The organism is Buttiauxella sp. 3AFRM03, from assembly GCF_003675305.1.
Classification (GTDB): Bacteria; Pseudomonadota; Gammaproteobacteria; order Enterobacterales; family Enterobacteriaceae; genus Buttiauxella; species Buttiauxella ferragutiae.
The window spans coordinates 2,942,208-2,962,903 of sequence record NZ_CP033076.1 but is presented as its reverse complement, the minus strand read 5'-3'; the positions used below and the strand labels follow the sequence as shown (position 1 = coordinate 2,962,903).

The 20,696-nt window shown below is 50.8% G+C and carries 20 protein-coding genes; 8 read left to right on the top strand and 12 right to left on the bottom strand.

Annotated elements, in window-relative coordinates; translation table 11 throughout:
* The first annotated feature begins 16 nt into the window (after positions 1 to 16).
* Complete coding sequence (gene fabY / locus D8682_RS15315; protein ID WP_064541857.1) at positions 17 to 958, top strand: fatty acid biosynthesis protein FabY; 942 nt, start codon at positions 17 to 19, stop codon at positions 956 to 958.
* Positions 959 to 969: 11 nt separating this feature from the next.
* Here the strand turns inward: fabY and D8682_RS15310 are convergent, their stop codons facing one another.
* Together D8682_RS15310 and D8682_RS15305 are read right to left on the bottom strand one after the other, a co-directional pair.
* The gene (locus tag D8682_RS15310) at positions 970 to 2,652 is read right to left on the bottom strand and encodes an AsmA family protein (protein ID WP_064541855.1); all 1,683 of its coding nucleotides are present in this window, start codon (positions 2,650 to 2,652) and stop codon (positions 970 to 972) included.
* A gap of 125 nt (positions 2,653 to 2,777) precedes the next feature.
* The gene (locus D8682_RS15305; RefSeq protein ID WP_121814634.1) at positions 2,778 to 4,169 is read right to left on the bottom strand and encodes an NCS2 family protein; all 1,392 of its coding nucleotides are present in this window, start codon (positions 4,167 to 4,169) and stop codon (positions 2,778 to 2,780) included.
* A 229-nt stretch (positions 4,170 to 4,398) separates the two neighbouring features.
* Here D8682_RS15305 and gltS point away from each other — a divergent pair, with 229 nt between their 5' ends.
* A complete protein-coding gene (gene gltS, locus D8682_RS15300) occupies positions 4,399 to 5,601 on the top strand; it encodes a sodium/glutamate symporter (protein ID WP_064541849.1) in 1,203 nt (400 codons plus the stop codon).
* Between the two features lie 4 nt (positions 5,602 to 5,605).
* Here the strand turns inward: gltS and recG are convergent, their stop codons facing one another.
* From recG to gmk, 5 genes are read right to left on the bottom strand one after another with little or no spacing between them, the layout of a single operon-like run.
* Positions 5,606 to 7,687 carry an ATP-dependent DNA helicase RecG gene (gene recG / locus D8682_RS15295; RefSeq protein ID WP_121814633.1) on the bottom strand — a complete coding sequence of 694 codons (2,082 nt, stop codon included), beginning with the start codon at positions 7,685 to 7,687 and terminating at the stop codon, positions 5,606 to 5,608.
* Between the two features lie 4 nt (positions 7,688 to 7,691).
* On the bottom strand, positions 7,692 to 8,381 hold the full coding sequence (gene trmH / locus D8682_RS15290) for a tRNA (guanosine(18)-2'-O)-methyltransferase TrmH (protein WP_121814632.1): 690 nt from the start codon (positions 8,379 to 8,381) through the stop codon (positions 7,692 to 7,694).
* 4 nt (positions 8,382 to 8,385) lie between these two features.
* Positions 8,386 to 10,497 (bottom strand): bifunctional GTP diphosphokinase/guanosine-3',5'-bis pyrophosphate 3'-pyrophosphohydrolase, encoded by a 2,112-nt coding sequence (gene spoT, locus D8682_RS15285; protein WP_121814631.1) that lies wholly within the window; start codon positions 10,495 to 10,497, stop codon positions 8,386 to 8,388.
* Between the two features lie 18 nt (positions 10,498 to 10,515).
* On the bottom strand, positions 10,516 to 10,791 hold the full coding sequence (gene rpoZ, locus D8682_RS15280; protein WP_034461476.1) for a DNA-directed RNA polymerase subunit omega: 276 nt from the start codon (positions 10,789 to 10,791) through the stop codon (positions 10,516 to 10,518).
* Between the two features lie 54 nt (positions 10,792 to 10,845).
* Complete coding sequence (gene gmk / locus D8682_RS15275) at positions 10,846 to 11,469, bottom strand: guanylate kinase (protein ID WP_064541918.1); 624 nt, start codon at positions 11,467 to 11,469, stop codon at positions 10,846 to 10,848.
* Between the two features lie 255 nt (positions 11,470 to 11,724).
* Between gmk and ligB the strand changes: the two genes are divergently transcribed.
* Positions 11,725 to 13,416, top strand: coding sequence for an NAD-dependent DNA ligase LigB (gene ligB, locus D8682_RS15270; RefSeq protein WP_121814630.1), 1,692 nt, complete (start codon positions 11,725 to 11,727; stop codon positions 13,414 to 13,416).
* On the opposite strand, the gene D8682_RS15265 is transcribed toward ligB, so the two are convergent.
* Both D8682_RS15265 and D8682_RS15260 read right to left on the bottom strand, forming a co-directional pair.
* The gene (locus D8682_RS15265; RefSeq protein ID WP_064541835.1) at positions 13,410 to 14,027 is read right to left on the bottom strand and encodes a trimeric intracellular cation channel family protein; all 618 of its coding nucleotides are present in this window, start codon (positions 14,025 to 14,027) and stop codon (positions 13,410 to 13,412) included. The genes ligB and D8682_RS15265 overlap by 7 nt on opposite strands.
* A gap of 336 nt (positions 14,028 to 14,363) precedes the next feature.
* Positions 14,364 to 15,227, bottom strand: a complete 864-nt coding sequence (locus D8682_RS15260; protein ID WP_121814629.1) for a YicC/YloC family endoribonuclease — start codon at positions 15,225 to 15,227, stop codon at positions 14,364 to 14,366.
* Between the two features lie 125 nt (positions 15,228 to 15,352).
* On the opposite strand from D8682_RS15260, the gene rph reads away from it, so the two are divergent.
* Positions 15,353 to 16,069: a ribonuclease PH gene (gene rph / locus D8682_RS15255; RefSeq protein WP_121814628.1), complete on the top strand. Its 717-nt coding sequence runs from the start codon at positions 15,353 to 15,355 to the stop codon at positions 16,067 to 16,069.
* 57 nt (positions 16,070 to 16,126) lie between these two features.
* Positions 16,127 to 16,768: an orotate phosphoribosyltransferase gene (gene pyrE / locus D8682_RS15250; RefSeq protein ID WP_064541826.1), complete on the top strand. Its 642-nt coding sequence runs from the start codon at positions 16,127 to 16,129 to the stop codon at positions 16,766 to 16,768.
* 30 nt (positions 16,769 to 16,798) lie between these two features.
* Here pyrE and slmA read toward each other — a convergent pair whose 3' ends face one another.
* The 3 genes from slmA to coaBC all read right to left on the bottom strand — a co-directional run bounded on the left by slmA (position 16,799) and on the right by coaBC (position 19,163).
* Positions 16,799 to 17,395 (bottom strand): nucleoid occlusion factor SlmA, encoded by a 597-nt coding sequence (gene slmA, locus D8682_RS15245; RefSeq protein WP_121814627.1) that lies wholly within the window; start codon positions 17,393 to 17,395, stop codon positions 16,799 to 16,801.
* 120 nt (positions 17,396 to 17,515) lie between these two features.
* Positions 17,516 to 17,974 carry a dUTP diphosphatase gene (gene dut, locus D8682_RS15240; RefSeq protein ID WP_064541819.1) on the bottom strand — a complete coding sequence of 153 codons (459 nt, stop codon included), beginning with the start codon at positions 17,972 to 17,974 and terminating at the stop codon, positions 17,516 to 17,518.
* Complete coding sequence (coaBC, locus tag D8682_RS15235) at positions 17,952 to 19,163, bottom strand: bifunctional phosphopantothenoylcysteine decarboxylase/phosphopantothenate--cysteine ligase CoaBC (protein ID WP_064541915.1); 1,212 nt, start codon at positions 19,161 to 19,163, stop codon at positions 17,952 to 17,954. Before coaBC ends, dut begins: the two co-directional genes overlap by 23 nt.
* Before the next feature lie 177 nt (positions 19,164 to 19,340).
* On the opposite strand from coaBC, the gene radC reads away from it, so the two are divergent.
* From radC to rpmG, 3 genes are all read left to right on the top strand, one after another.
* A complete protein-coding gene (gene radC, locus D8682_RS15230; protein WP_064541912.1) occupies positions 19,341 to 20,006 on the top strand; it encodes a DNA repair protein RadC in 666 nt (221 codons plus the stop codon).
* A gap of 216 nt (positions 20,007 to 20,222) precedes the next feature.
* Positions 20,223 to 20,459 (top strand): 50S ribosomal protein L28, encoded by a 237-nt coding sequence (gene rpmB / locus D8682_RS15225; protein WP_034461465.1) that lies wholly within the window; start codon positions 20,223 to 20,225, stop codon positions 20,457 to 20,459.
* A gap of 13 nt (positions 20,460 to 20,472) precedes the next feature.
* On the top strand, positions 20,473 to 20,640 hold the full coding sequence (gene rpmG, locus D8682_RS15220) for a 50S ribosomal protein L33 (protein ID WP_002208990.1): 168 nt from the start codon (positions 20,473 to 20,475) through the stop codon (positions 20,638 to 20,640).
* The last annotated feature ends 56 nt before the right edge of the window (positions 20,641 to 20,696 follow it).

Here is a 20,696-nt window from a genome sequence, read left to right as displayed (position 1 = left end):
AAGAGAGAGTACATGTATGTATCACCTTCGCGTACCGCAAACCGAAGAAGAGCTTGAGCTCTATTACCAGTTTCGTTGGGAGATGTTGCGCAAGCCGCTGCATCAACCCAAAGGCTCCGAGCGCGACGCCTGGGATGCCATGGCTCATCACCAAATGGTGGTGGACGAAGAAGGAAGTATTGTTGCCATTGGCCGCTTGTATATCAATGCCGATAACGAAGCGGCTATTCGCTTTATGGCGGTTCATCCGTCTGTGCAAGATAAAGGGCTGGGAACGCTGGTGGCGATGACGCTTGAGTCTGTCGCGCGTCAGGAAGGGGTCAAACGTGTGGTGTGTAGCGCGCGTGAAGATGCCGTCGAATTTTTTGCCAAACTGGGGTTTGAGAATCAAGGTGAAATTACTACGCCTTCGACCACCCCGATTCGCCATTACTTGATGATTAAACCGGTTGCCTCACTGGATGACATTCTTCATCGCGCTGACTGGTGTGGGCAGCTACAACAAGCCTGGTATCAGCACATTCCATTGAGTGAAAAAATGGGCGTGCGCATCCTGCAATACACCGGGCAGAAATTCATTACCACTATGCCGGAAGCAGGCAATCAAAACCCGCACCAGACCTTATTTGCAGGCAGCTTGTTTTCTCTCGCCACGCTGACGGGTTGGGGGCTGATTTGGCTAATGTTGCGCGAGCGGCATCTTGGCGGCACGATTATTCTCGCCGATGCGCATATCCGATATAGCAGCCCGATCACCGGAAGGCCGGGTGCTATTGCCGATTTGGGGTCGCTAAGCGGTGATCTTGACCGCCTGGCGCGAGGCCGCAAAGCTCGCGTTGCATTGCAAGTTGAGCTGTACGGCGATGATACTCCAGGCGCGGTATTTGAAGGAGTGTATCTGGTACTACCCGCTAAACCTTTTGGCCCACTTGAAGAAGGTGGGAACGAAGAAGAATAAGAACCCGGCGCTTATGCGCCGGGAACATCGCCATTCTGCATAGTTTGCTGTACTTGTTTGCCGTCGGAACTGGTGGCTTGCAAGGTACCGTTCACGGTCGGTTTAAGGGCGGCTTGCGCAGCAAGGCTGCCGGTCACGGAAAGCTGTAAATTACCATTCCCTTCCAGCGGCAACGCCGGCCATCCCCATTGTTGCAACACGTTTACCGGCACCGAACGTCCTCGCAGATTTATCGCAGCATTACGTTGCGGAGCCTGCGAAATTGCCCCTGTTGCTTCCAGCATACCTTCACCCGCAAAAGCACTCAGCTCGGTAATCGAAATCTGGTTATCTGTGGCATTCAACGAAATCGACGGGCGACGGACATCGACACGATTGAAAGTGGCTGACGACGCATTCAGCGTGGCGTTGCCACTCCAGATTCCCCACTGGCTGTTGCGCACAACTTCAAGATTGTTCGCCGTGCCGTCTAACGCGGTGAACTGGAACGGGAAGGCCGGGTCGATATCGATGACCAGATTCCGGTTCGCCGACAGCTTTTTAATGGTCACCGAATGCACCCATTCCGGCAGCGGTTTCATCCAGCGGGCTTTCCAGTCTTCCGGCAGCGTATATTCAAGCCCGGCAAAAACCAGCTCATCCAGTGCCAGCTTTTTCTCATTGCGTAACCAAACGCCTGAGGCGCGGACCATGCCTCTTTCCCAGCGTGAAGTGAACTGGCGTAGCGTGGCGGCTTGCGGGCTGAAGTCTATATTCACAATCGGATCATTCAGATGCAGATCGCCATTGATAAAATCGCTGGCATTCATCGACAACCGCCCGTCGTCGCTTTGCCATCCGCCATCTGCCAGCGTCAGATTGCGCAAACTCAGATCTAAATCAGTGACCGCCCAGTCTTTACCTTCCAGCCGCGCATCGGTGACTTCCAGGCTATCAATTTTCAGTGAAGGGACGGTGGCAAGCGGGGCCAGGAAATCGGCAATGGATTTTTCTGTTTGCAGGCGAATGTCGTTCAAACGCAGGCTACCAATCTGCCAGGAACCGTCTGCAAGCCGCCGGGCATTACCCGTGAGCGAACCGCGTGCCATATCCGCGCCAATGGTTGAGAGCGTCACTTGTTGGTTATTAATCGCGCCCTGCAACAGGACGTTAGTGGCGGGAACGCCGTTGAGCGTCATGGAGCCTGCGCTAAATTGAATATCTGCCGTATTACCCAGGACTTTGCCAGGCTGCGGCTGCCATGGGGTCACGCCACCGTTGACGCGCTGCGCACGTAAGTCCCATGCCGTATTCGGGCTGTTGAGCGCCATATCGTTTAATTGCAGCATGTCGGCCTGGAAAGGCAGCGGCGCAGCATTAGGGCTGAGATTTAGCGTTCCGTTTTGCAACAGAATTTTGTCGAAGTGCATCGGCTCTGAAAACTGCCGGGAGCTCAGGTCGATATCAATATTTTGCGCCACTAATGTTGCAGGCTGGCCTTTGCGACCGAAAGTCACTTTCGTCAGCGTGAGGTGCGTGGGCGAAGCCAGGCGATGACTCATCTTTTCAAAAGAGAAATTGTAATCGCTCTTTTCATTGACCCAACTGCTAACCTGGGTGGCTCCCCAACGAGTTTGCAGCAAAAAATAGGCAGCTATTAGCGCAACAAATATGACGACCAATAACGCAGTGATCAGCTTTCCGAGAAATTTCATTGTCTTCCATCCCATGAAGTTTCGGTATGGGTGTTATGCCCCATTTACCGTTATAGCTCAAGGATGGGATTGTCAGGAGGGGTAACACGCGCTGGTGACAACAAATCACCAGCGCGTGAGGTACATCAATTTTTCTCAGGCGGGAAAATGAGGTTTAACACGATAGCGGTGATACCACCGGCCGCAATCCCGGAAGAGAGCAGCGTTTTCAACCAGTCAGGTGCAAATTGTAAAATTAACGGTTGTTGAGACACGCCCATCCCGACCGCCAGAGACAGCGCGATAATCATAATCGCACGGCGATTCAGTGGTTCGCGGGAAACAATACGCACACCAGAAGCGGCAATAGTGCCAAACATCACGATCGTCGCGCCGCCTAATACCGGCTCAGGAATGTGCTGGACAAACCCGCTTACTGCCGGGAACAAGCCGAGAACGATCAACATCAGTGCGACGACAAAACCGACGTAGCGGCTGGCAACGCCGGTAAGCTGAATCACGCCGTTGTTCTGGCCGAAGCAGGAGTTAGGGAAGGTATTGAATACCGCAGAAACACAGGAGTTCAAGCCATTAGCCAACACGCCACCTTTCAGGCGCTTCATATATAGAGGACCTGAAACTGGCTGCTCAGAAACGTCAGAAGTCGCGGTAATATCGCCAATGGTTTCCAGTGAGGTCACCATAAAGACCAGCATCAGCGGGATTAGCAGATTCCAGTCAATGCCCAGGCCGTAATACAACGGCGTTGGCACTATAATCAGTTCGGTGTTGGTTGACGGGGCAACATTCGGCAGCATGCCCATCGCCCAGGCCAGCGCATAACCCACTGCCATGGCGATAACCAGAGAAGCCACGCGCAAGTAAGCGTTGCGCTGGCGGTTTAGCAGAATGATGACCAGCAGCACAGCACCTGCCAGCAGCAGATTTTTTGGCGCGCCAAAGGTATGGTCGCTCATCGCGGCATAGCCACCGCCGATAGACGTCAGGCCAACCTGAATAAGAGAAAGGCCGATAATCATCACCACCACACCTGAAACCAGCGGGGTGATGATGCGGCGAGCCAGATGCAGGAAGCGCGATAACAGCATTTCGGTGCAGCTTGCGAGCATTAATGTGCCAAACAGGGCGGCCATCATGGTCGGAACATCGGCCCCGCCATTTTTCAATGCCATACCGCCCATAATTAACGGTGAAACAAAGTTAAAACTGGTGCCCTGAATAGACAGAAGCCCAGAGCCCACCAGGCCCCAGGCTTTAATCTGAATAATCGATGCCACGCCGGAGGCGAACAACGACATACTGATAATATGTTGGGTATCTTCGGCTGGAAGTCCCAGAGCCTGGCAAATCAACATCGCCGGTGTGATCACCGCAACAAACATCGCTAATAAGTGCTGACCGGCAGCAAAAAGAGTCTGTGGGAGAGGGGGTCTGTCCTCGAGGCGGTAAATCAATTCACTGGAACGAGCCTGAGCAACCGATTGCGTATCTTCAGACTCAACAGCATTAACAGACATCAGAAATTATCCCTTGCCGAAAAAACGGTGATTTTAACGGACTGGATGGTAAAAGCAAACGTTTGCTAACAATGTTTCTTAAGATAAAAATCACATATACCGAGCTTTTTATATAACTTTCGACTCTTTTTTGGTTAAAATCCGGCTACTGATTTTTCTAGAACCTGAAATTCCAGTGAAGGATAAATTAAAGCGTCTGTGAGAAATATGCGCAAACAGGAGCAATTCTATGTTTTATCTCGACACCCTTTCTACCCTTGTTGCTGCGACTCTCGTGTTGTTACTGGGCCGAAAAATGGTCCATACCATACCGCTATTAAAAAAATACACTATCCCTGAACCTGTAGCGGGTGGGTTGTTAATCGCCCTGGCCTTACTGGTGCTCAAAAAAAGCGTCGGCTGGGAATTTGAATTTGATATGAGTCTGAAAGACCCATTGATGCTGGCTTTCTTTGCCACCATCGGTCTGAATGCCAACCTTTCCAGTTTGCGTGCAGGCGGCAAAGTTGTCGGTATTTTCCTGATCGTGGTAGTAGGTTTGCTGGTGATGCAAAACGCCATCGGTATTGGTATGGCGAGCCTGTTAGGTCTTGACCCGTTAATGGGCTTACTGGCAGGTTCCATTACCCTGTCTGGTGGCCACGGTACCGGTGCGGCGTGGAGTAAATTATTTAGCGAGCGTTATGGTTTCCAGAACGCCACCGAAGTTGCGATGGCTTGCGCAACATTTGGTTTGGTACTGGGTGGTTTGATTGGCGGGCCGGTGGCGCGTTACCTGGTCAAACACTCATCCACACCTGATGGCACGCCAGAAGATAGCGTAGATCCAACGGCCTTCGAAAAACCTGCGGTTGGGCGCATGATCACCTCTATGGTGCTGATTGAAACTATCGCGATGATTGCTATCTGCCTTACTACTGGCAAGTTTGTAGCGCATCTTATTCAAGGCACCAGCTTTGAATTACCGACGTTCGTTTGTGTGCTATTTATTGGGGTTATCCTAAGCAATACGCTCTCACTGCTCGGCTTCTATCGGGTATTTGAACGCGCGGTTTCCGTGCTGGGGAACGTTTGTTTGTCTCTGTTCCTCGCTATGGCGCTGATGAGCCTGAAGCTGTGGGAACTGGCGTCACTGGCGTTGCCAATGTTGGCAATTCTGACGGTGCAAACCATCTTTATGGCGCTGTATGCGATTTTCGTGACGTATCGCTTGATGGGTAAAAACTATGATGCAGCGGTACTTGCCGCGGGCCATTGTGGTTTTGGCCTTGGGGCAACACCAACGGCTATCGCCAATATGCAGGCGATTACCGAGCGTTTTGGCCCGTCACACATGGCGTTTCTGGTGGTTCCGATGGTTGGCGCGTTCTTTATTGATATCGTCAACGCGATAGTCATCAAGCTGTACCTGATGCTGCCAATCTTTGGCTAAGCAATCAGGCGTTTGAATAGCGTTCCGTTTCAGGCATCCAGCGTTCGATGAGCGCGGTTGCCTGTTGCGGATAGCGTTCATGGATATGGCGTGCAAGGCGCTGCACTTCAGGAATCATCGCCTGGTCGCGCAGTAAATCTGCCACTTTAAACTCGGCATTCCCTGTCTGACGCGTACCGAGTAATTCCCCCGGCCCACGAATTTCCAAATCTTTTTGTGCAATCACAAAACCATCGTTGCTGTCGCGCAGCACCTGTAAACGCAGTTGCGCAGTTTTTGACAGCGGCGATTTGTACAGCAACACACAATGGGATGCAACTGCCCCACGTCCCACACGGCCGCGCAGTTGGTGGAGTTGTGCAAGCCCGAGGCGCTCAGGGTTTTCGATAATCATCAGGCTGGCATTTGGGACATCAACGCCCACTTCAATGACCGTTGTAGCGACTAAAAGATGAATCGACCCTTCTTTGAAAGCCTGCATAACGGCCTGCTTTTCTTGCGGCTTCATGCGCCCATGGACCAGGCCAATATTCAGATTCGGCAGGGCAGTTTTTAGCTCGTCCCATGTCACTTCTGCAGCCTGTGCTTCCAGTAATTCCGACTCTTCAATCAGCGTACAAACCCAGTATGCCTGTCGGCCTTCATCACTACATGCCCCACGTACACGGTCGATAATATCGTTGCGGCGCGAGTCAGGAATGGCAACCGTGGTGACTGGCGTACGGCCTGGTGGCAGTTCGTCGATTGTCGACGTGTCCAGATCGGCATAGGCTGTCATCGCGAGGGTTCGTGGGATTGGCGTCGCAGTCATAATGAGTTGATGCGGATGGAATCCCTGGATCTGGCCTTTTTCCCACAGCGCCAGGCGCTGATGGACGCCAAAGCGATGCTGTTCATCAATGATGACCAGTGCGAGTTGAGAGAATTGCACCTGTTCCTGGAAAATTGCATGCGTTCCCACCACCATCGACACTTGTCCGCTGGCGATGGCATCTTGTTGGGCGATTCGTGCTTTACCTTTTTGCTTACCGGCAAGCCAGCCCACCTCAATACCCAATGGCGCAAACCACAGGCGGAAATTATTGGCGTGCTGCTCGGCGAGCAATTCCGTTGGTGCCATCAAGCCAACTTGTTTGCCATGCGCAATCGCCCGCAATGCGACAAGTGCTGCAACCAGCGTTTTGCCCGAACCCACATCGCCTTGCACCAGACGCATCATCGGCACATCCAGCGCCATATCATGTTCAATTTCTGCCACCACTCGTTCTTGCGCACCCGTTGGTTTAAACGGAAGGGCAGCCAGCAGTTGGTTTTTTAATTCATCATGATTATGCAGGGGCAATGCATGATAACGCTGAGCACCCGCACGGAGTGCGAGCATGCTGAGGTTATGCGCCAGTAATTCTTCAAGGATTAAGCGCTGCTGAGCAGGGTGCTTCCCGGTTTCCAGATCGGCTAACTGCATGGTCGGTGGCGGGCGATGCAAAGTACGCAATGCTTCCGGGAGGCTCATCATCCCCTTGCTCAAATCCGCCGGGAGTAATTCGGTGATAGCGCAGGTATCCAGCAACTCCAGTGCCTGGTCGGTCAGTTTGCGCAGAGTCGCCTGGCGAATGCCTTCCGTCGTGGGGTAAACCGGCGTCAGAGTTTCCTGCAATTCAGGGGTACTGAGATCGCCCTGAACGCGGTATTCCGGATGAATCATCTCCGCGCCGTGCGTCCCGCGCTTTGCTTCGCCATAAGCGAGCACACGTTTACCGGTTGCGAGGCTGTTTTTCATCGCCGCATTGAAGTTGAAAAACCGCATGGTCAGGATGCCGGTGCCGTCAGAAATCTGGCAGGTCATCATGCGGCGGCGACCAAAACTGATATTGCAGTTCAGCACTTCACCTTCCACCGTGGCATGAGTGCCCGGCATCAGGTCATTTATGGGGTAGAGATGCGTGCGGTCTTCGTAACGAAGCGGCAGGTGGAGCAGGAGATCTTGAATGGTGTACAGGCCAATTTTGGCCAGTTTGCCGCTCTGGCTGGCACCCACTCCGGCAAGCGTACTTAACGGTATGGCATCCAGCAAACGGCCTTTCATCCTGCTACTCCGCAGATTGCATTGTGGCCCACCATGCGGCATCAGCTTCTATCTCACCTTGCTGATTCACATGCGGGTAGGGCAAACCTTTACGGCGGGAAACGCGCGCCAGTACAGGATAGCCGCCTTCAAACAGCAGGCGCTGTTGTTCGGATTCTGGCAGCGTGCTGTTTTCGCGCTGATACATTCCGGCGTTCTGACGCTGGCGCTGCGCTTCATAAAGAATGAGCGCGGAGGCCACGGAAACGTTGAGCGATTGCACCATTCCGGTCATCGGAATAATGATGTCCTGGTCTGCCAACGCTAATGCTTCCTGAGTAATACCGGTTTTTTCCTGCCCCATCAAAATGCAGGTTGGGCGGGTGTAATCAATTTCACGGAAATCGACGGCTTTATCAGAAAGGTTGGTGGCGAGGATTTGCATTCCGCTGCTTTTTAGCTGGGCAACGGCATCACCAATATTGCGGTGCGTTTTGACTTCAACCCAGAAGTTGCTTCCTGCAGCGGAAGAGGCCATGGTGCGCATGCGGTTACCCGGCCAGACCGCGTGAACTTCATGTACACCAACGGCATCAGCGGTGCGAATAATCGCCGAGACGTTATGAGGTTTATGGACCTGCTCCATGCAGACGGTCAGATCAGGCTGACGCCTGGCGAGCATCTCGCAAATACGCGCATAACGTTGAGGATTCATAACACTAGTTTCGGTTGCGGGTGACTTTAATCACATCCGGCATCACGCGGATTTTACGCATGAGATTTGCCAGATGGATACGGTCACGTGCAGTCAGACGAATGAACGCACTGTATACGCGACCATCTTTCTCTTCGGTGTTCAGGCTTTGAATATTGGAGCCTGCATTATTGAGCGCAGCCGTCAGGTTTGCCAGCGCACCCTGATGGTTAAACATATCCACCTTGATCTCGGTGGTAAACTCTTGTTCTGTCTCTTTATCCCATTCCACTGCCATAAATTTCTCTGGCTCTTTTTGATAGCCTCGGATGTTACGGCAAGATTCATGGTGGATAACCAGCCCTTTGCCTGGGCTTACGTGCGCAATAATTGGGTCACCAGGGATTGGACGGCAACACTTAGCAAAGGTAATCAGCACACCATCAGCGCCTTTAATCGGCAGATGGCTGTGAGTCGTTGAGTGGCCTTGCTGTACCACTGACGATTCACCTTGCAGGTTCTTCGCGACAACCACACTCATGGCGTTACCGAGGCCGATTTCAGCCAGCAAATCATCAAGCGTAGCGAGCTTCATGCGCTCAAGCTCACGTTGAATATTTTCTGGTGGGACTTCGGCTAATTTACGGCTGCCACCTAAAGCGTGGTTTAGCAAACGGCGACCAAGACTAACGGAGTCGTCACGTTTGAGGTTTTTCAGCATCTGGCGGATTTTGGCACGGGCTTTAGAGCTCACGACAAAGTTCAGCCAGGCGGCGTTCGGGCGTGCACCTGGCGCCGTAATGATTTCGATAGTCTGGCCGCTGCTTAGCGACTGAGACAGCGGATAGGGTTGCCTGTCGACACGAGCACCGACGCAAGCATGGCCGATGTCGGTATGCACGGCATAGGCGAAATCGACAGGTGTCGCGCCCGCAGGCAATTCGACAATGCGCCCTTCCGGGGTGAAAACGTAAATCTCATCCGGGAACAGATCGGATTTTACGCTCTCGATAAATTCAAATGAGCTGCCGGCACTTTGCTGTAATTCCAGCAGGCTTTGCATCCAGCGCTGAGCGCGGATTTGTGCGGTTGTGCCACTTTCACCCTGCTCTTTATAAGCCCAGTGAGCGGCAACACCCATCTCTGCCATCTGATCCATATCTTCGGTACGGATTTGTACTTCAACCGGCACGCCGTGTGGGCCAATCATTGAAGTATGCAGGGACTGATATCCGTTGGCCTTTGGAATGGCGATATAGTCCTTAACCCGCCCAGGACGCGGCTTGTAGAGGCTATGCATCTGCCCAAGAACGCGGTAACAGGTATCCATGTCATGGACGATTACGCGGAAAGCGTAGATATCCATAATCGAATGGAAACGCTGCTCTTTGAGCGTCATTTTGCAGTAGATGGAGTAAAGGTGTTTTTCGCGACCACTGACACGGCAAGGAATGCCTGCTTCTTGCAAACGCCCGTCGATTTCAGAGAGGATTTTTTGAATCATCTCTTTGCGGTTACCACGCGCCGCTTTTACCACTTCTTTAATCACGCGGTAGCGGTTCGGGTAAAGCGCTTCAAAGCCCAGCTCTTCTAACTCGGTTTTCAGGTGATGAATACCAAGACGGTGTGCCAGGGGGCTATAAATTTCGAGGGTTTCGCGAGCAATGCGGCGGCGCTTATCCGGGCGTAAAGACCCGAGCGTGCGCATGTTATGTGTGCGGTCGGCGAGTTTGATCAGAATGACGCGAATGTCTTGCACCATCGCCATGATCATTTTGCGGAAGTTTTCAGCCTGAGCTTCTTTCTTATCGCGGAATTTCAGTTTGTCTAGCTTAGATACCCCTTCCACCAGTTCGGCAACGCTTTTGCCAAACAGTTGTTCCATATCCTGGTAGGTGGCAGGGGTGTCTTCGATCACATCATGCAGTAGTGCTGCCATCAGTGTTTCATAGTCGAGTTTCATCTCGGCCAGAATGCAGGCAACCGCTACGGGATGGGTGATATAGGGTTCACCACTTGAACGTGCTTGTCCCTCGTGAGCATCACGCGCAACAAGGTATGCTTGCCGAAGTCGCTTTATCTGCTCCTCGGGCAAGTATTGTTGAATCAGTTGATTCAGGCTTTCAAACAGATACAAGGGCTACCCGCAGGCTAATTAACGACGACCTTCAGCAATAGCGGTTACGGCCTGCAATTCTGCGGCTTCCTGCTCTTGCTGTTCCTGACGATCACGAACATCGAGAATCTGGTTGGTGATCAACCCTTCTTCGATTTCGCGCAGTGCGATTACAGTCGTTTTATCGTTTTCTTCAGGTACTAGTGGATCTTTACCACCAGTTTGCATCTGACGAGCGCGACGTGCGGCGACCAGAACCAGGTCAAAACGGTTACCAATTTTCTCAACAGCGTCCTGAACAGTTACGCGTGCCATAATTAAAATGCTCCACAGATGAAGAAATGACTGGGCATGATACTGAAACTGGGCTCAGTCTGCCAATAGTTTGCTGATTAAAGCGTCATGTCGCGCTTTTTGGCGACCCATTCGTAGACGCTCGGCACGAATGATAATTTTTAAATCTGACAGTGCAGTGTCGAAATCGTCGTTGACGATTAAATAGTCATACTCGGCATAATGGCTCATTTCTGCAACAGCCTGCTCCATTCGCTTAGTGATAACTTCTTCACTGTCTTGCCCACGGCCACGAAGGCGGCGGTCCAGTTCTACTTTTGATGGCGGCAGAATAAAAATACTGCGGGCTTGCGGCATTTTCTGACGAATCTGCTGCGCACCTTGCCAGTCAATATCCAGAAAAACATCCACGCCGGTTGCCAGAACTTGTTCAATGGCATGGCGTGAGGTGCCGTAGTAATTGCCAAACACTTCAGCGTGTTCCAGGAATGCGTCTTCAGCAATCATCTGCTTAAACTCTTCCTTTTCCACAAAGAAATAGTGCTCGCCGTGGTTCTCTCCCGGACGAATACCACGAGTGGTATGGGAAATAGAAACCTGCGTGTCGTACAGCGGTTGTGTCTTCAACAAAGCCTGGATGAGGCTGGATTTCCCCGCGCCACTTGGGGCGGAAACGATATAAAGCGTGCCTTGAGCCATGAGTTCTAACTTATCGGTAAGCATAAAAAGAAGTGCGTATACGGGCCTATTATACACGCCGTCTCCGTGTCTCGTAGAATTTGTCGTGTTCCCCGGCAAGATTTCTACCAATTTGCGTAATGTTTTCCAAAAAACACCTCGTGTTACTGAAACAAGTTAAATATGTCTGAAATCTCCTCGCATCCTTTTTAGAACCTATTAGTACGGCTTGTTTCCTGGCGTTATATCTCTCCTTGCTTCTACACGGAGGGAATTATGAAGTGGATAACAAAATTTATCGGTTTTCTGGGACTGATGAGCGCAATGGCGTCGGCGACATGTCCGGCTTGGTCATCGGGGCAAGTCCAGCAGGAGATGTCTGGATTGAATGAAAAGCTTAGTCAGTGGGATCAATCTTATTACCAACAGGGCGTTAGTGAGGTCAGTGATGCGACATACGATGGTCTACGCAGGCAATACAATGAATGGCAGCGCTGCTTTCATCCCTCGGAAAAACCACAACCACCGCAGCTGGCAACACAGGGGAAAGCGTTGCACCCGGTTGCTCATACTGGCTTAAAAAAACTGCCAGATAGTGCAGCAGTTGCTCAATGGGCCAAAGGCAAAACCGATCTCTGGGTGCAACCTAAAGTCGATGGTGTGGCGGTGACCCTGGTTTATCAGCAAGGACGCCTGGCTAAACTCCTTAGCCGCGGGGACGGAGAGAAAGGGCAAGACTGGACAGAGAAGGCCAAAATGATTCCCGCTATCCCCGTAACCCTTTCAGGCCCGCTTGCTAATAGCGTGTTACAAGGGGAGGTTTTCTGGAAAAGAGATAATCACATACAGAAAACGATGGGTGGCATAAATGCCAGAGGAAAAGTGGCTGGTGCCATGATGAGCCAAAGCGACTCAGCCTTGCTCAATGAATTGGGGATATTTATTTGGGCGTGGCCAGATGGGCCTGCTGATATGAATCTGAAATTAGACACGCTCGCACAGGCTGGTTTTCCGCTAACCAAAATTTGGTCAACGCCTGTTAGCTCAGTGGAAACAATCGCGATGTTACGGGAGTCCTTGTTTACGACCCCTCTTCCCTTTGTGACCGACGGTATTGTGGTTCGTGAGGCAATAGAGCCTGCGGGGCAATATTGGTTGCCAGGCAAAGCAACGTGGGTGATGGCATGGAAATTTCCACCAGCCCAGCAAATTGCAGAGGTAAAGGGCATTCAATTTACGGTCGGGCGCACAGGAAAAGTTACTGTTGTTCTAAGACTCAATCCCCTGCAGATAGATGATAAACAGGTCAAACGAGTGAACATCGGTTCAGTCAAACGTTGGCAAGCTCTGGATATTGCTTTGGGTGATCAGGTGATGGTGAGTCTTGCAGGGCAGGGGATTCCGCGCGTCGATGAAGTGGTATGGCGGGTAAGCCAGCGCAATAAACCGCCGCTGCCAACAGATAAAATGGTTACTCCATTGAGCTGTCTGTTTTTTGAAGTTTGGTGTCGCGAGCAGTTTATTGCGCGGTTGGCCTGGATTAGCTCTCCAGAAGTATTGAACATCAATGGAGTGAGCGTATGCACCTGGCAGCAGATCCAACAGAATCTTAATCTAAGGCATATATTTTCTTGGGTAACCGTCAGTCAGGAAGAACTGTTGAAAATTAGCGGGATTTCTTCAGCCAGAGCGGCCCATCTTTGGCAGCAATTCTCGCAAGTCAGGCAACAGCCCTTTAAGCAGTGGTTAATCGCTTTTGGTTTACCGCTCCCCCGAGCTGTGTTTACCACTCTGCCCGATTCTCAATGGTCGCAGTTAGTTGCGCGAGATGAGCTTAGTTGGCAAAAACTGCCGGGCATTGGTGCTGGCCGGGCTAAAAAGTTGGTGGAGTTTGTCAATCATCCCCAAATTGCTGCATTAGTGGTTTTTCTTGCAGAGCAGGGAATCCTGGGATTTACCGGTCAGTGATCCGCGTGTTTGTAATGAAACACCGGTAATCCCAGGCGCAGTCGTAACGCGAGTAAGCGGGTGGTGAATCCGAACAGGAGCGTGGAAATAATCACCACATCCTGGTTCGAAACATAGTGTTCCAGAACGATGTAAAGCACCGCTGAGGCGAAAGCGATGCCGGCATAGAGCTCTTTCTGGAATACCAGCGGGATACGCTTACAAAACATATCACGTAAAACACCGCCAAATACGCCCGTTATAACGGCGGCAATGATAGCGATAATTGGCCCTTCGCCCATATCCAACGCTATTTGCGCACCGATGATAGAAAACACCACAAGTCCAAGGGCATCGAGCACTAAGAAAAGGCGGCGCAGATGAGGCATTACGGGGGCAAATACGGTGGTAAGCACAGCGGCGATGGCGACAATCACGACATATTCTGGATGTTTCACCCAACCTAATGGGTAGTGGCCAAGAAGGATATCGCGTACTGAACCACCACCAAGCGCTGTGGCTGTTGCAATGATTATCACACCGAAAGTATCCATGCGGCGGCGGCCTGCCGCTAACGCGCCAGTCATGGCTTCAGCAGTAATCCCGACCAAATAAAGAATATGTAGCAGCATTGGAACCCCCAGTGGAAACGCGGAGAGGGTAACGTTTTGTGAATGGTGTCACGATTGAGTTTTTCTAAGTCAAAATGATTTGGATTAGTTTTTTTAATGTTTAATTTTTTTCTAAGTACGATGTGTAAGGATTCTAAGGTCAATGTTGTTTTATTAAGGATTAATTTATTTGTTGATAATTGAAAGGGGCACAGTGATGAATACTTCAATGATATTGAGGGCTCTGGCAAACGGTGTTAACCCAGATACAGGAGAGTTACTGAATCGTTCCTCTTTCAATGACAACCAGTACGAAAAGGCCCGCAAAACACGGGCCTTAGAACACATGACGGACAATTACTCGATGTTCTGAATCTGTTCGCGCATTTGCTCAATCAGCACTTTCAATTCGATAGCTGAATTGGTGACATCTGAGTTAATAGATTTTGATGCCAGGGTATTCGACTCGCGGTTGAACTCCTGCATCATAAAGTCGAGACGACGGCCAACCGCTTCTTTTTTCTTCAGAATGTTGTATGTCTCTTTAACGTGAGCTTCCAGGCGATCCAGCTCTTCGGCAACATCAACACGCTGTGCCATTAGTACCAGTTCTTGCTCGAGGCGGTTATTTTCAAGCTGAACTTGTGCATCTTCGAGTTTGGCAACCAGGCGCTCACGTTGCCATTTCAGGACTTCCGGCATGTGCGCGCGGACTTTCACGACTTCGGCGCTGACACCTTCAAGGCGCTGTTCGAGCAGTAATTTCAATGCCTGGCCTTCGGTTTCACGGGCAACAATAAAGTCGTCCAGCGCACCATCAAGGGCGGCAAGAATTTCAGCTGTGATGGCATCAAGGTCTTGTTCCTGAGCAGACATCACACCAGGCCAGCGTAAAATATCAACTGGATTGATTTCGCCTTCGTCGCTCTGCATTTTTACCCAATTCGCTGCTTCAACCAGCTGTTTAGCCAGTTTTTCATTGAGCAGCAAAGAACTTTGAGCACGAGTATCAGGTTCGAAACGTAGGTTACATTCGATTTTCCCGCGAGTTAAGCGGGTGCGAATGCGCTCGCGAGCCACAGGTTCAAGGCTACGGAGCTGCTCTGGCGTACGGATGTAGGTTTCAAGATAACGCTGGTTTACCGAACGTAACTCCCAGGTGGCGCTGCCCCATTCGCCTTTTACTTCACGTCGGGCATAGGCGGTCATACTGCGGATCATATTTCGTAACCGTATTCTGTAATAGATGTGGGGGATTATAGCCATGCCTGGCGTGGCAGGATAGGAATAAGCGAACGAAGTCCGTATAATGCGCAGCCACATTCGTTTTAGCCGGAGATAACCCCATGCGTCCATCAGGTCGTAGCGCCAATCAAGTGCGCCCAGTCACCCTGACCCGTAATTACACCAAACACGCAGAAGGCTCCGTGCTGGTCGAGTTCGGCGATACTAAAGTACTTTGTACCGCCACCGTTGAAGAAGGTGTTCCGCGCTTTCTGAAAGGCCAGGGCCAGGGTTGGATCACCGCTGAATATGGTATGTTGCCGCGTGCGACCCATAGCCGTAATGCTCGTGAAGCAGCAAAAGGTAAGCAGGGTGGCCGTACTCTTGAGATTCAGCGCCTGATTGCGCGTTCTCTGCGTGCAGCCGTTGATTTGAAAGTCCTTGGCGAATACACCATTACACTGGACTGCGATGTTCTGCAGGCAGACGGCGGCACTCGTACCGCATCTATTACTGGCGCATGTGTTGCGCTGGCGGATGCGCTGAACAAACTGGTCGCAGCCGGTAAGATGAAAACCAATCCAATGAAAGGGATGGTTGCGGCGGTATCTGTCGGTATCGTTAAAGGCGAGGCTCTGTGCGATCTTGAATATGTTGAAGATTCTGCCGCAGAAACTGACATGAACGTCGTGATGATGGAAGATGGCCGCATGATTGAGGTCCAGGGCACCGCGGAAGGCGAGCCGTTCACCCATGAAGAGTTGTTGGCGCTACTGGCGCTGGCACGAGGGGGAATTGAATCTATCGTAACGGCGCAGAAGGCGGCGTTAGAGAATTAATTTTAGGCGACTCTGAGAGTCGCCTTTTTTTTGTCGCAATAATCGAGGAGCAAATCCATGAAACCGTATCAGCGCCAGTTTATTGAGTTTGCGCTTAACAAGCAGGTACTTAAGTTTGGCGAATTCACGCTGAAATCCGGGCGTACCAGCCCTTATTTCTTCAACGCAGGGTTGTTTAATACCGGGCGTGATCTGGCACTGTTAGGCCGTTTTTATGCCGCCGCGTTAGTGGATTCCGGGATTGAGTTTGATTTGCTGTTTGGGCCGGCTTACAAAGGGATTCCTATCGCGACCACTACAGCGGTTGCGTTGGCAGAGCATCATGAACGTGATGTGCCTTATTGCTTCAACCGCAAAGAAGCAAAAGATCACGGTGAAGGTGGCAACCTGGTCGGTAGTGCCCTTCAAGGGCGAGTGATGTTGGTGGATGACGTTATTACTGCGGGTACCGCAATCCGTGAATCAATGGAAATTATTGCTGCCAACAATGCATCACTGGCTGGCGTGTTAATTTCTCTGGACCGCCAGGAGCGTGGTCGTGGTGAAATCTCTGCGATTCAGGAAGTTGAGCGCGATTACCAGTGCCAGGTGATTTCGATCATCACGCTGAAAGACCTGGTTGAATACCTGGAAGAAAAACCTGAAATGGCCGTGCATCTAGCGGCTGTACAGGAATACCGTACTCAGTACGGCGTGTAAGAAAAAGGGCCTTTTGAAGGCCCTTTCTATTTAACGAAGTTGTGCGGCAATCAGCGGCCAACGGGTATCAAAATCACCGGTAGGCAGATAGCGGAATTCGCTACGCACAAAACGCGATAGTGTCCCTTCACAAAATGCCAGCAGCAAGCTTGCCAGTAACGATTCATCAGTAATGTAGCCTTCACCTTCACGCATCTTCTTTTCACGCATGACCTGGCGCAATTGCACTTCTATACGCTCAAAAAGCTGATTGATACGGCCTTGCAGACGGTCTTGTTCAAACATCAGCGCGTGGCCGGTGAGAATTCGTGTTAGGCCAGGGTTGCGCTCGCCAAATCCAAGAATCAGTAAAACAATCAAACGTAACCGGGCGTGGGTGTCTTTCTCATCTTTCAGGATGAGATTGATACGGGTAATCAGACTATCTTCAATAAACTCGATAAGGCTATCGAACATCTTCGTTTTGCTGGGAAAATGTCGATAAAGTGCAGCTTCGGAAACACCAACAGTCGCGGCGAGTTTGGCAGTCGTAATGCGTTGGTTGCCATCGCTGGACTCAAGCATTTGGGCCAAAGACTGAAGTATTTCTTCGCGACGATTCCGTTTCGCAACTTGCTTTTCTGCCATGTTCTAAAATACCCCTGAAATAACGCACTTGTCAGGCAGGTAACCACACCGCGCTCGCAAACTTGAAGTTTGCGGTTTTTTCACATTTTTTACGCTGTGGGGTTACGTTTTTAAATGAAGTTACTGGCGTCCTGAATGGCCGAAACCACCTTCGCCACGGTCACTAGAATCGAAATCCTCAACCAGATTGAATTCGGCCTGAACGACTGGCACAAACACCATTTGAGCAATGCGCTCACCCGGTTCGATAGTGAAGTGATCTTGTCCACGGTTCCAGACGGAAACCATTAACTGACCCTGGTAATCGGAGTCTATCAGCCCAACAAGGTTGCCTAAAACAACGCCATGCTTATGACCAAGACCTGAACGAGGCAGAATGACAGCCGCAAGCGTTGGGTCGGCGATATGGATAGCCAGCCCGGTTGGAATCAGTTTGGTGATACCAGGAGCAAGCTCTACGGCTTCATCCAGACAGGCGCGCAGGTCAAGACCCGCAGAGCCGGAAGTAGCATAAGTCGGCAGGGGGAACTGTTGGCCAACGCGTGGGTCCAGAATCTTAACGTCGATTTTTTTCATCATAACGGGTAACTATCTCGTTCAGTAAAAGATGGCCAAGGAGTTCTTTACGCTCAAGAGGTAAGACTTTATCTCCTTCCTGCCAGAAAAGGTGCAGTGCATTGTTGTCGCTATTAAATCCCTGGCCTGCTTGTGAGACATCATTCGCACAAATCAGATCGAGATTTTTACTCATACGTTTTTGCCGGGCGTATTCTTCCACATTATTTGTTTCGGCGGCAAACCCAACAACATAAGGTCGGTGCGCCAAAAGTGCTGCGACACCGGCAACGATGTCCGGGTTTTTTATCATTTTTATTGTAATTTCATCGCCTTGCTTTTTGATTTTCTCATCAGCTACAGCGGCTGCACGATAATCCGCAACTGCGGCACAGCCCACAAAAATTTGCTGTTCCTGAACATGTTGCTGAACAGCAGCTTCCATTTCCAACGCTGTGGTGACATCAATACGCTTCACCCATGGTGGTGTTGGCAAAGATACAGGGCCAGAAATTAACGTCACATTCGCGCCACGCGATGCCGCCGCCGCCGCGATGGCATAACCCATTTTCCCTGAACTATCGTTAGTGATATAGCGCACTGGGTCCAGACGCTCGCGGGTTGGGCCAGCAGTAATCATGATATTAAGATGTTGCAGATCTTTGGTGACAGTAAAATGCTGTGCCGCCATTTCGACTATGGTTAGCGGGTCAAGCATGCGACCTGGGCCAACATCGCCACAGGCCTGGCTGCCGCTATCCGGCCCCCACATCAACAAGCCGCGTGAAGAGAGAACTTCAAGGTTGTGTTGAGTTGCAGTGGCTCGGTACATCTGTTGGTTCATGGCAGGGACAACGGCAACCGGTGCCGGTGTAGCGAGACAAATTGTGCTCACAAGGTCATTTGCCATGCCTGCAGTAATGCGGGCAATTAAGTCGGCCGTGGCGGGGGCAAGGATAACTAAATCAGCCCATTTGCCTAATTCTATATGGCCCATTGCGGCTTCTGCTGCGGGATCTAACAAGCTGTCTGAAACCGGATAACCTGACACGGCTTGTAAACTCAGTGGCGTAATAAAGGCTTTGGCGGCCTCAGTCATTACCACTCTTACTTCTGCCCCGCGTTCACGCAGACGGCGCACCAGTTCTGGTGTTTTATAGGCAGCGATACCACCGCTCACACCCAGAACAATTTTTTTGCCAGAAAGCCCCATCATGATTTTTCCACCACCAGTCACAGTCATCTGGCTATTTTACCACACTCATTAGGTATCGACTTTTTTGCAGTTTGCGAGACATCCCGCATGCGGAATATCTGCCTGTCGTTTGTGCTTCTCGAGTTGTGCACAATAGCGGAAATGAAGGGCAAGGAGGTTCTGATGGATGTGATCATGGGGCAGGATAAAGCGAGTATGCCGCGCGAAAAACTGCTGAAATTTGGGGCCAGTTCTTTATCTGATGTGGAGTTACTGGCGCTTTTTTTACGCACTGGCAGCAGAAACATGAATGTCCTGACATTTGCGCAAACCTTACTGCATCAGTTTGGCTCGTTAAGCCGGCTGTTGTCAGCGGACTATTCGCAGTTCAACGATGTTAAGGGTATTGGTGAGGCTAAATACACGCAGTTAAACGCCATAGCTGAACTAGCGCGGCGTTATTACTATTCTCGAGGCGTTGAAGAATTGACTTTAAAAGGGCCTGATTCAGTCAGGGAATTTATCCAAAGCCAGCTAACGACTGAAGAACGCGAGGTTTTCATGGTTATTTTTCTGGATAATCAGCATCGGGTGATTAAACATTGTCCGATGTTTTCTGGAACATTGAACCATGTAGAGGTCCATCCGAGAGAAATTGTGCGTGAAGCGATGAAATCAAATGCAGCGGCGTTAATACTCGCGCATAATCACCCGTCTGGTCGAGCAGAACCGAGTAAAGCCGATCGCGTTATTACCGAACGCATCGTAAAAGCTTGCCTGTTTATGGAAATTCGAGTGCTCGATCATCTTGTTATCGGCCGTGGAGAGTACGTTTCTTTTGCAGAACGTGGGTGGATTTAGGCCGAATTGCGCGATCCTTGGGGATCTTTGTCTGTTCGGGACTTGAGCACATGCGTTAGGCAGCGTATACTACGCCACCTTTGAGAATCTCGGGTTTTGGCATTATGCGCCTGGAACTGTGGTTCACATGGAACCGCCAGGGACCAGGCTTGCGGCCTGACGAGGCGCCATAACCCTATACGAAGCTCGAGCTAATTTGATTTTTGGAGAATAGACATGTCCCGAGTCTGCCAAGTTACTGGCAAGCGTCCGGTGACCGGTAATAACCGTTCCCACGCAATGAACGCGACCAAACGCCGTTTCCTGCCGAACCTGCACTCTCACCGTTTTTGGGTTGAGAGCGAGAAGCGTTTTGTCACACTGCGCGTATCTGCTAAAGGTATGCGTGTAATTGATAAGAAGGGTATCGAAACGGTCTTGGCCGATATGCGTACCCGTGGCGAGAAGTACTAAGAGGAATTAAGTCATGGCTAAAGGTGTTCGCGAGAAGATCAAGCTGGTTTCTTCTGCTGGTACTGGTCACTTCTATACCACCACGAAGAACAAGCGTACTAAGCCGGAAAAACTGGAACTGAAAAAATTCGATCCAGTTGTCCGTCAACACGTACTGTACAAAGAAGCTAAAATTAAATAATTTTAGTGTCTTTGATGAAAACCTCGCTTCGGCGGGGTTTTTTCGTTTTAGGCTTT

What these genes read in the sequence shown, in the direction of transcription:
- D8682_RS15305 (WP_121814634.1), bottom strand. Translation starts at nt 4,169, where the DNA reads ATGTCTGTTAATGCTGTTGAGTCTGAAGATACGCAATCGGTTGCTCAG.
- recG (WP_121814633.1), bottom strand. Translation starts at nt 7,687, where the DNA reads ATGAAAGGCCGTTTGCTGGATGCCATACCGTTAAGTACGCTTGCCGGA.
- D8682_RS15265 (WP_064541835.1), bottom strand. Translation starts at nt 14,027, where the DNA reads ATGCTGCTACATATTCTTTATTTGGTCGGGATTACTGCTGAAGCCATG.
- D8682_RS15310 (WP_064541855.1), bottom strand. Translation starts at nt 2,652, where the DNA reads ATGAAATTTCTCGGAAAGCTGATCACTGCGTTATTGGTCGTCATATTT.
- ligB (WP_121814630.1), top strand. Translation starts at nt 11,725, where the DNA reads ATGAAGTGGATAACAAAATTTATCGGTTTTCTGGGACTGATGAGCGCA.
- dut (WP_064541819.1), bottom strand. Translation starts at nt 17,974, where the DNA reads ATGATGAAAAAAATCGACGTTAAGATTCTGGACCCACGCGTTGGCCAA.
- rpoZ (WP_034461476.1), bottom strand. Translation starts at nt 10,791, where the DNA reads ATGGCACGCGTAACTGTTCAGGACGCTGTTGAGAAAATTGGTAACCGT.
- D8682_RS15260 (WP_121814629.1), bottom strand. Translation starts at nt 15,227, where the DNA reads ATGATCCGCAGTATGACCGCCTATGCCCGACGTGAAGTAAAAGGCGAA.
- coaBC (WP_064541915.1), bottom strand. Translation starts at nt 19,163, where the DNA reads ATGGGGCTTTCTGGCAAAAAAATTGTTCTGGGTGTGAGCGGTGGTATC.
- rph (WP_121814628.1), top strand. Translation starts at nt 15,353, where the DNA reads ATGCGTCCATCAGGTCGTAGCGCCAATCAAGTGCGCCCAGTCACCCTG.
- gltS (WP_064541849.1), top strand. Translation starts at nt 4,399, where the DNA reads ATGTTTTATCTCGACACCCTTTCTACCCTTGTTGCTGCGACTCTCGTG.
- gmk (WP_064541918.1), bottom strand. Translation starts at nt 11,469, where the DNA reads ATGGCTCAAGGCACGCTTTATATCGTTTCCGCCCCAAGTGGCGCGGGG.
- rpmG (WP_002208990.1), top strand. Translation starts at nt 20,473, where the DNA reads ATGGCTAAAGGTGTTCGCGAGAAGATCAAGCTGGTTTCTTCTGCTGGT.
- rpmB (WP_034461465.1), top strand. Translation starts at nt 20,223, where the DNA reads ATGTCCCGAGTCTGCCAAGTTACTGGCAAGCGTCCGGTGACCGGTAAT.
- trmH (WP_121814632.1), bottom strand. Translation starts at nt 8,381, where the DNA reads ATGAATCCTCAACGTTATGCGCGTATTTGCGAGATGCTCGCCAGGCGT.
- fabY (WP_064541857.1), top strand. Translation starts at nt 17, where the DNA reads ATGTATCACCTTCGCGTACCGCAAACCGAAGAAGAGCTTGAGCTCTAT.
- radC (WP_064541912.1), top strand. Translation starts at nt 19,341, where the DNA reads ATGGGGCAGGATAAAGCGAGTATGCCGCGCGAAAAACTGCTGAAATTT.
- pyrE (WP_064541826.1), top strand. Translation starts at nt 16,127, where the DNA reads ATGAAACCGTATCAGCGCCAGTTTATTGAGTTTGCGCTTAACAAGCAG.
- slmA (WP_121814627.1), bottom strand. Translation starts at nt 17,395, where the DNA reads ATGGCAGAAAAGCAAGTTGCGAAACGGAATCGTCGCGAAGAAATACTT.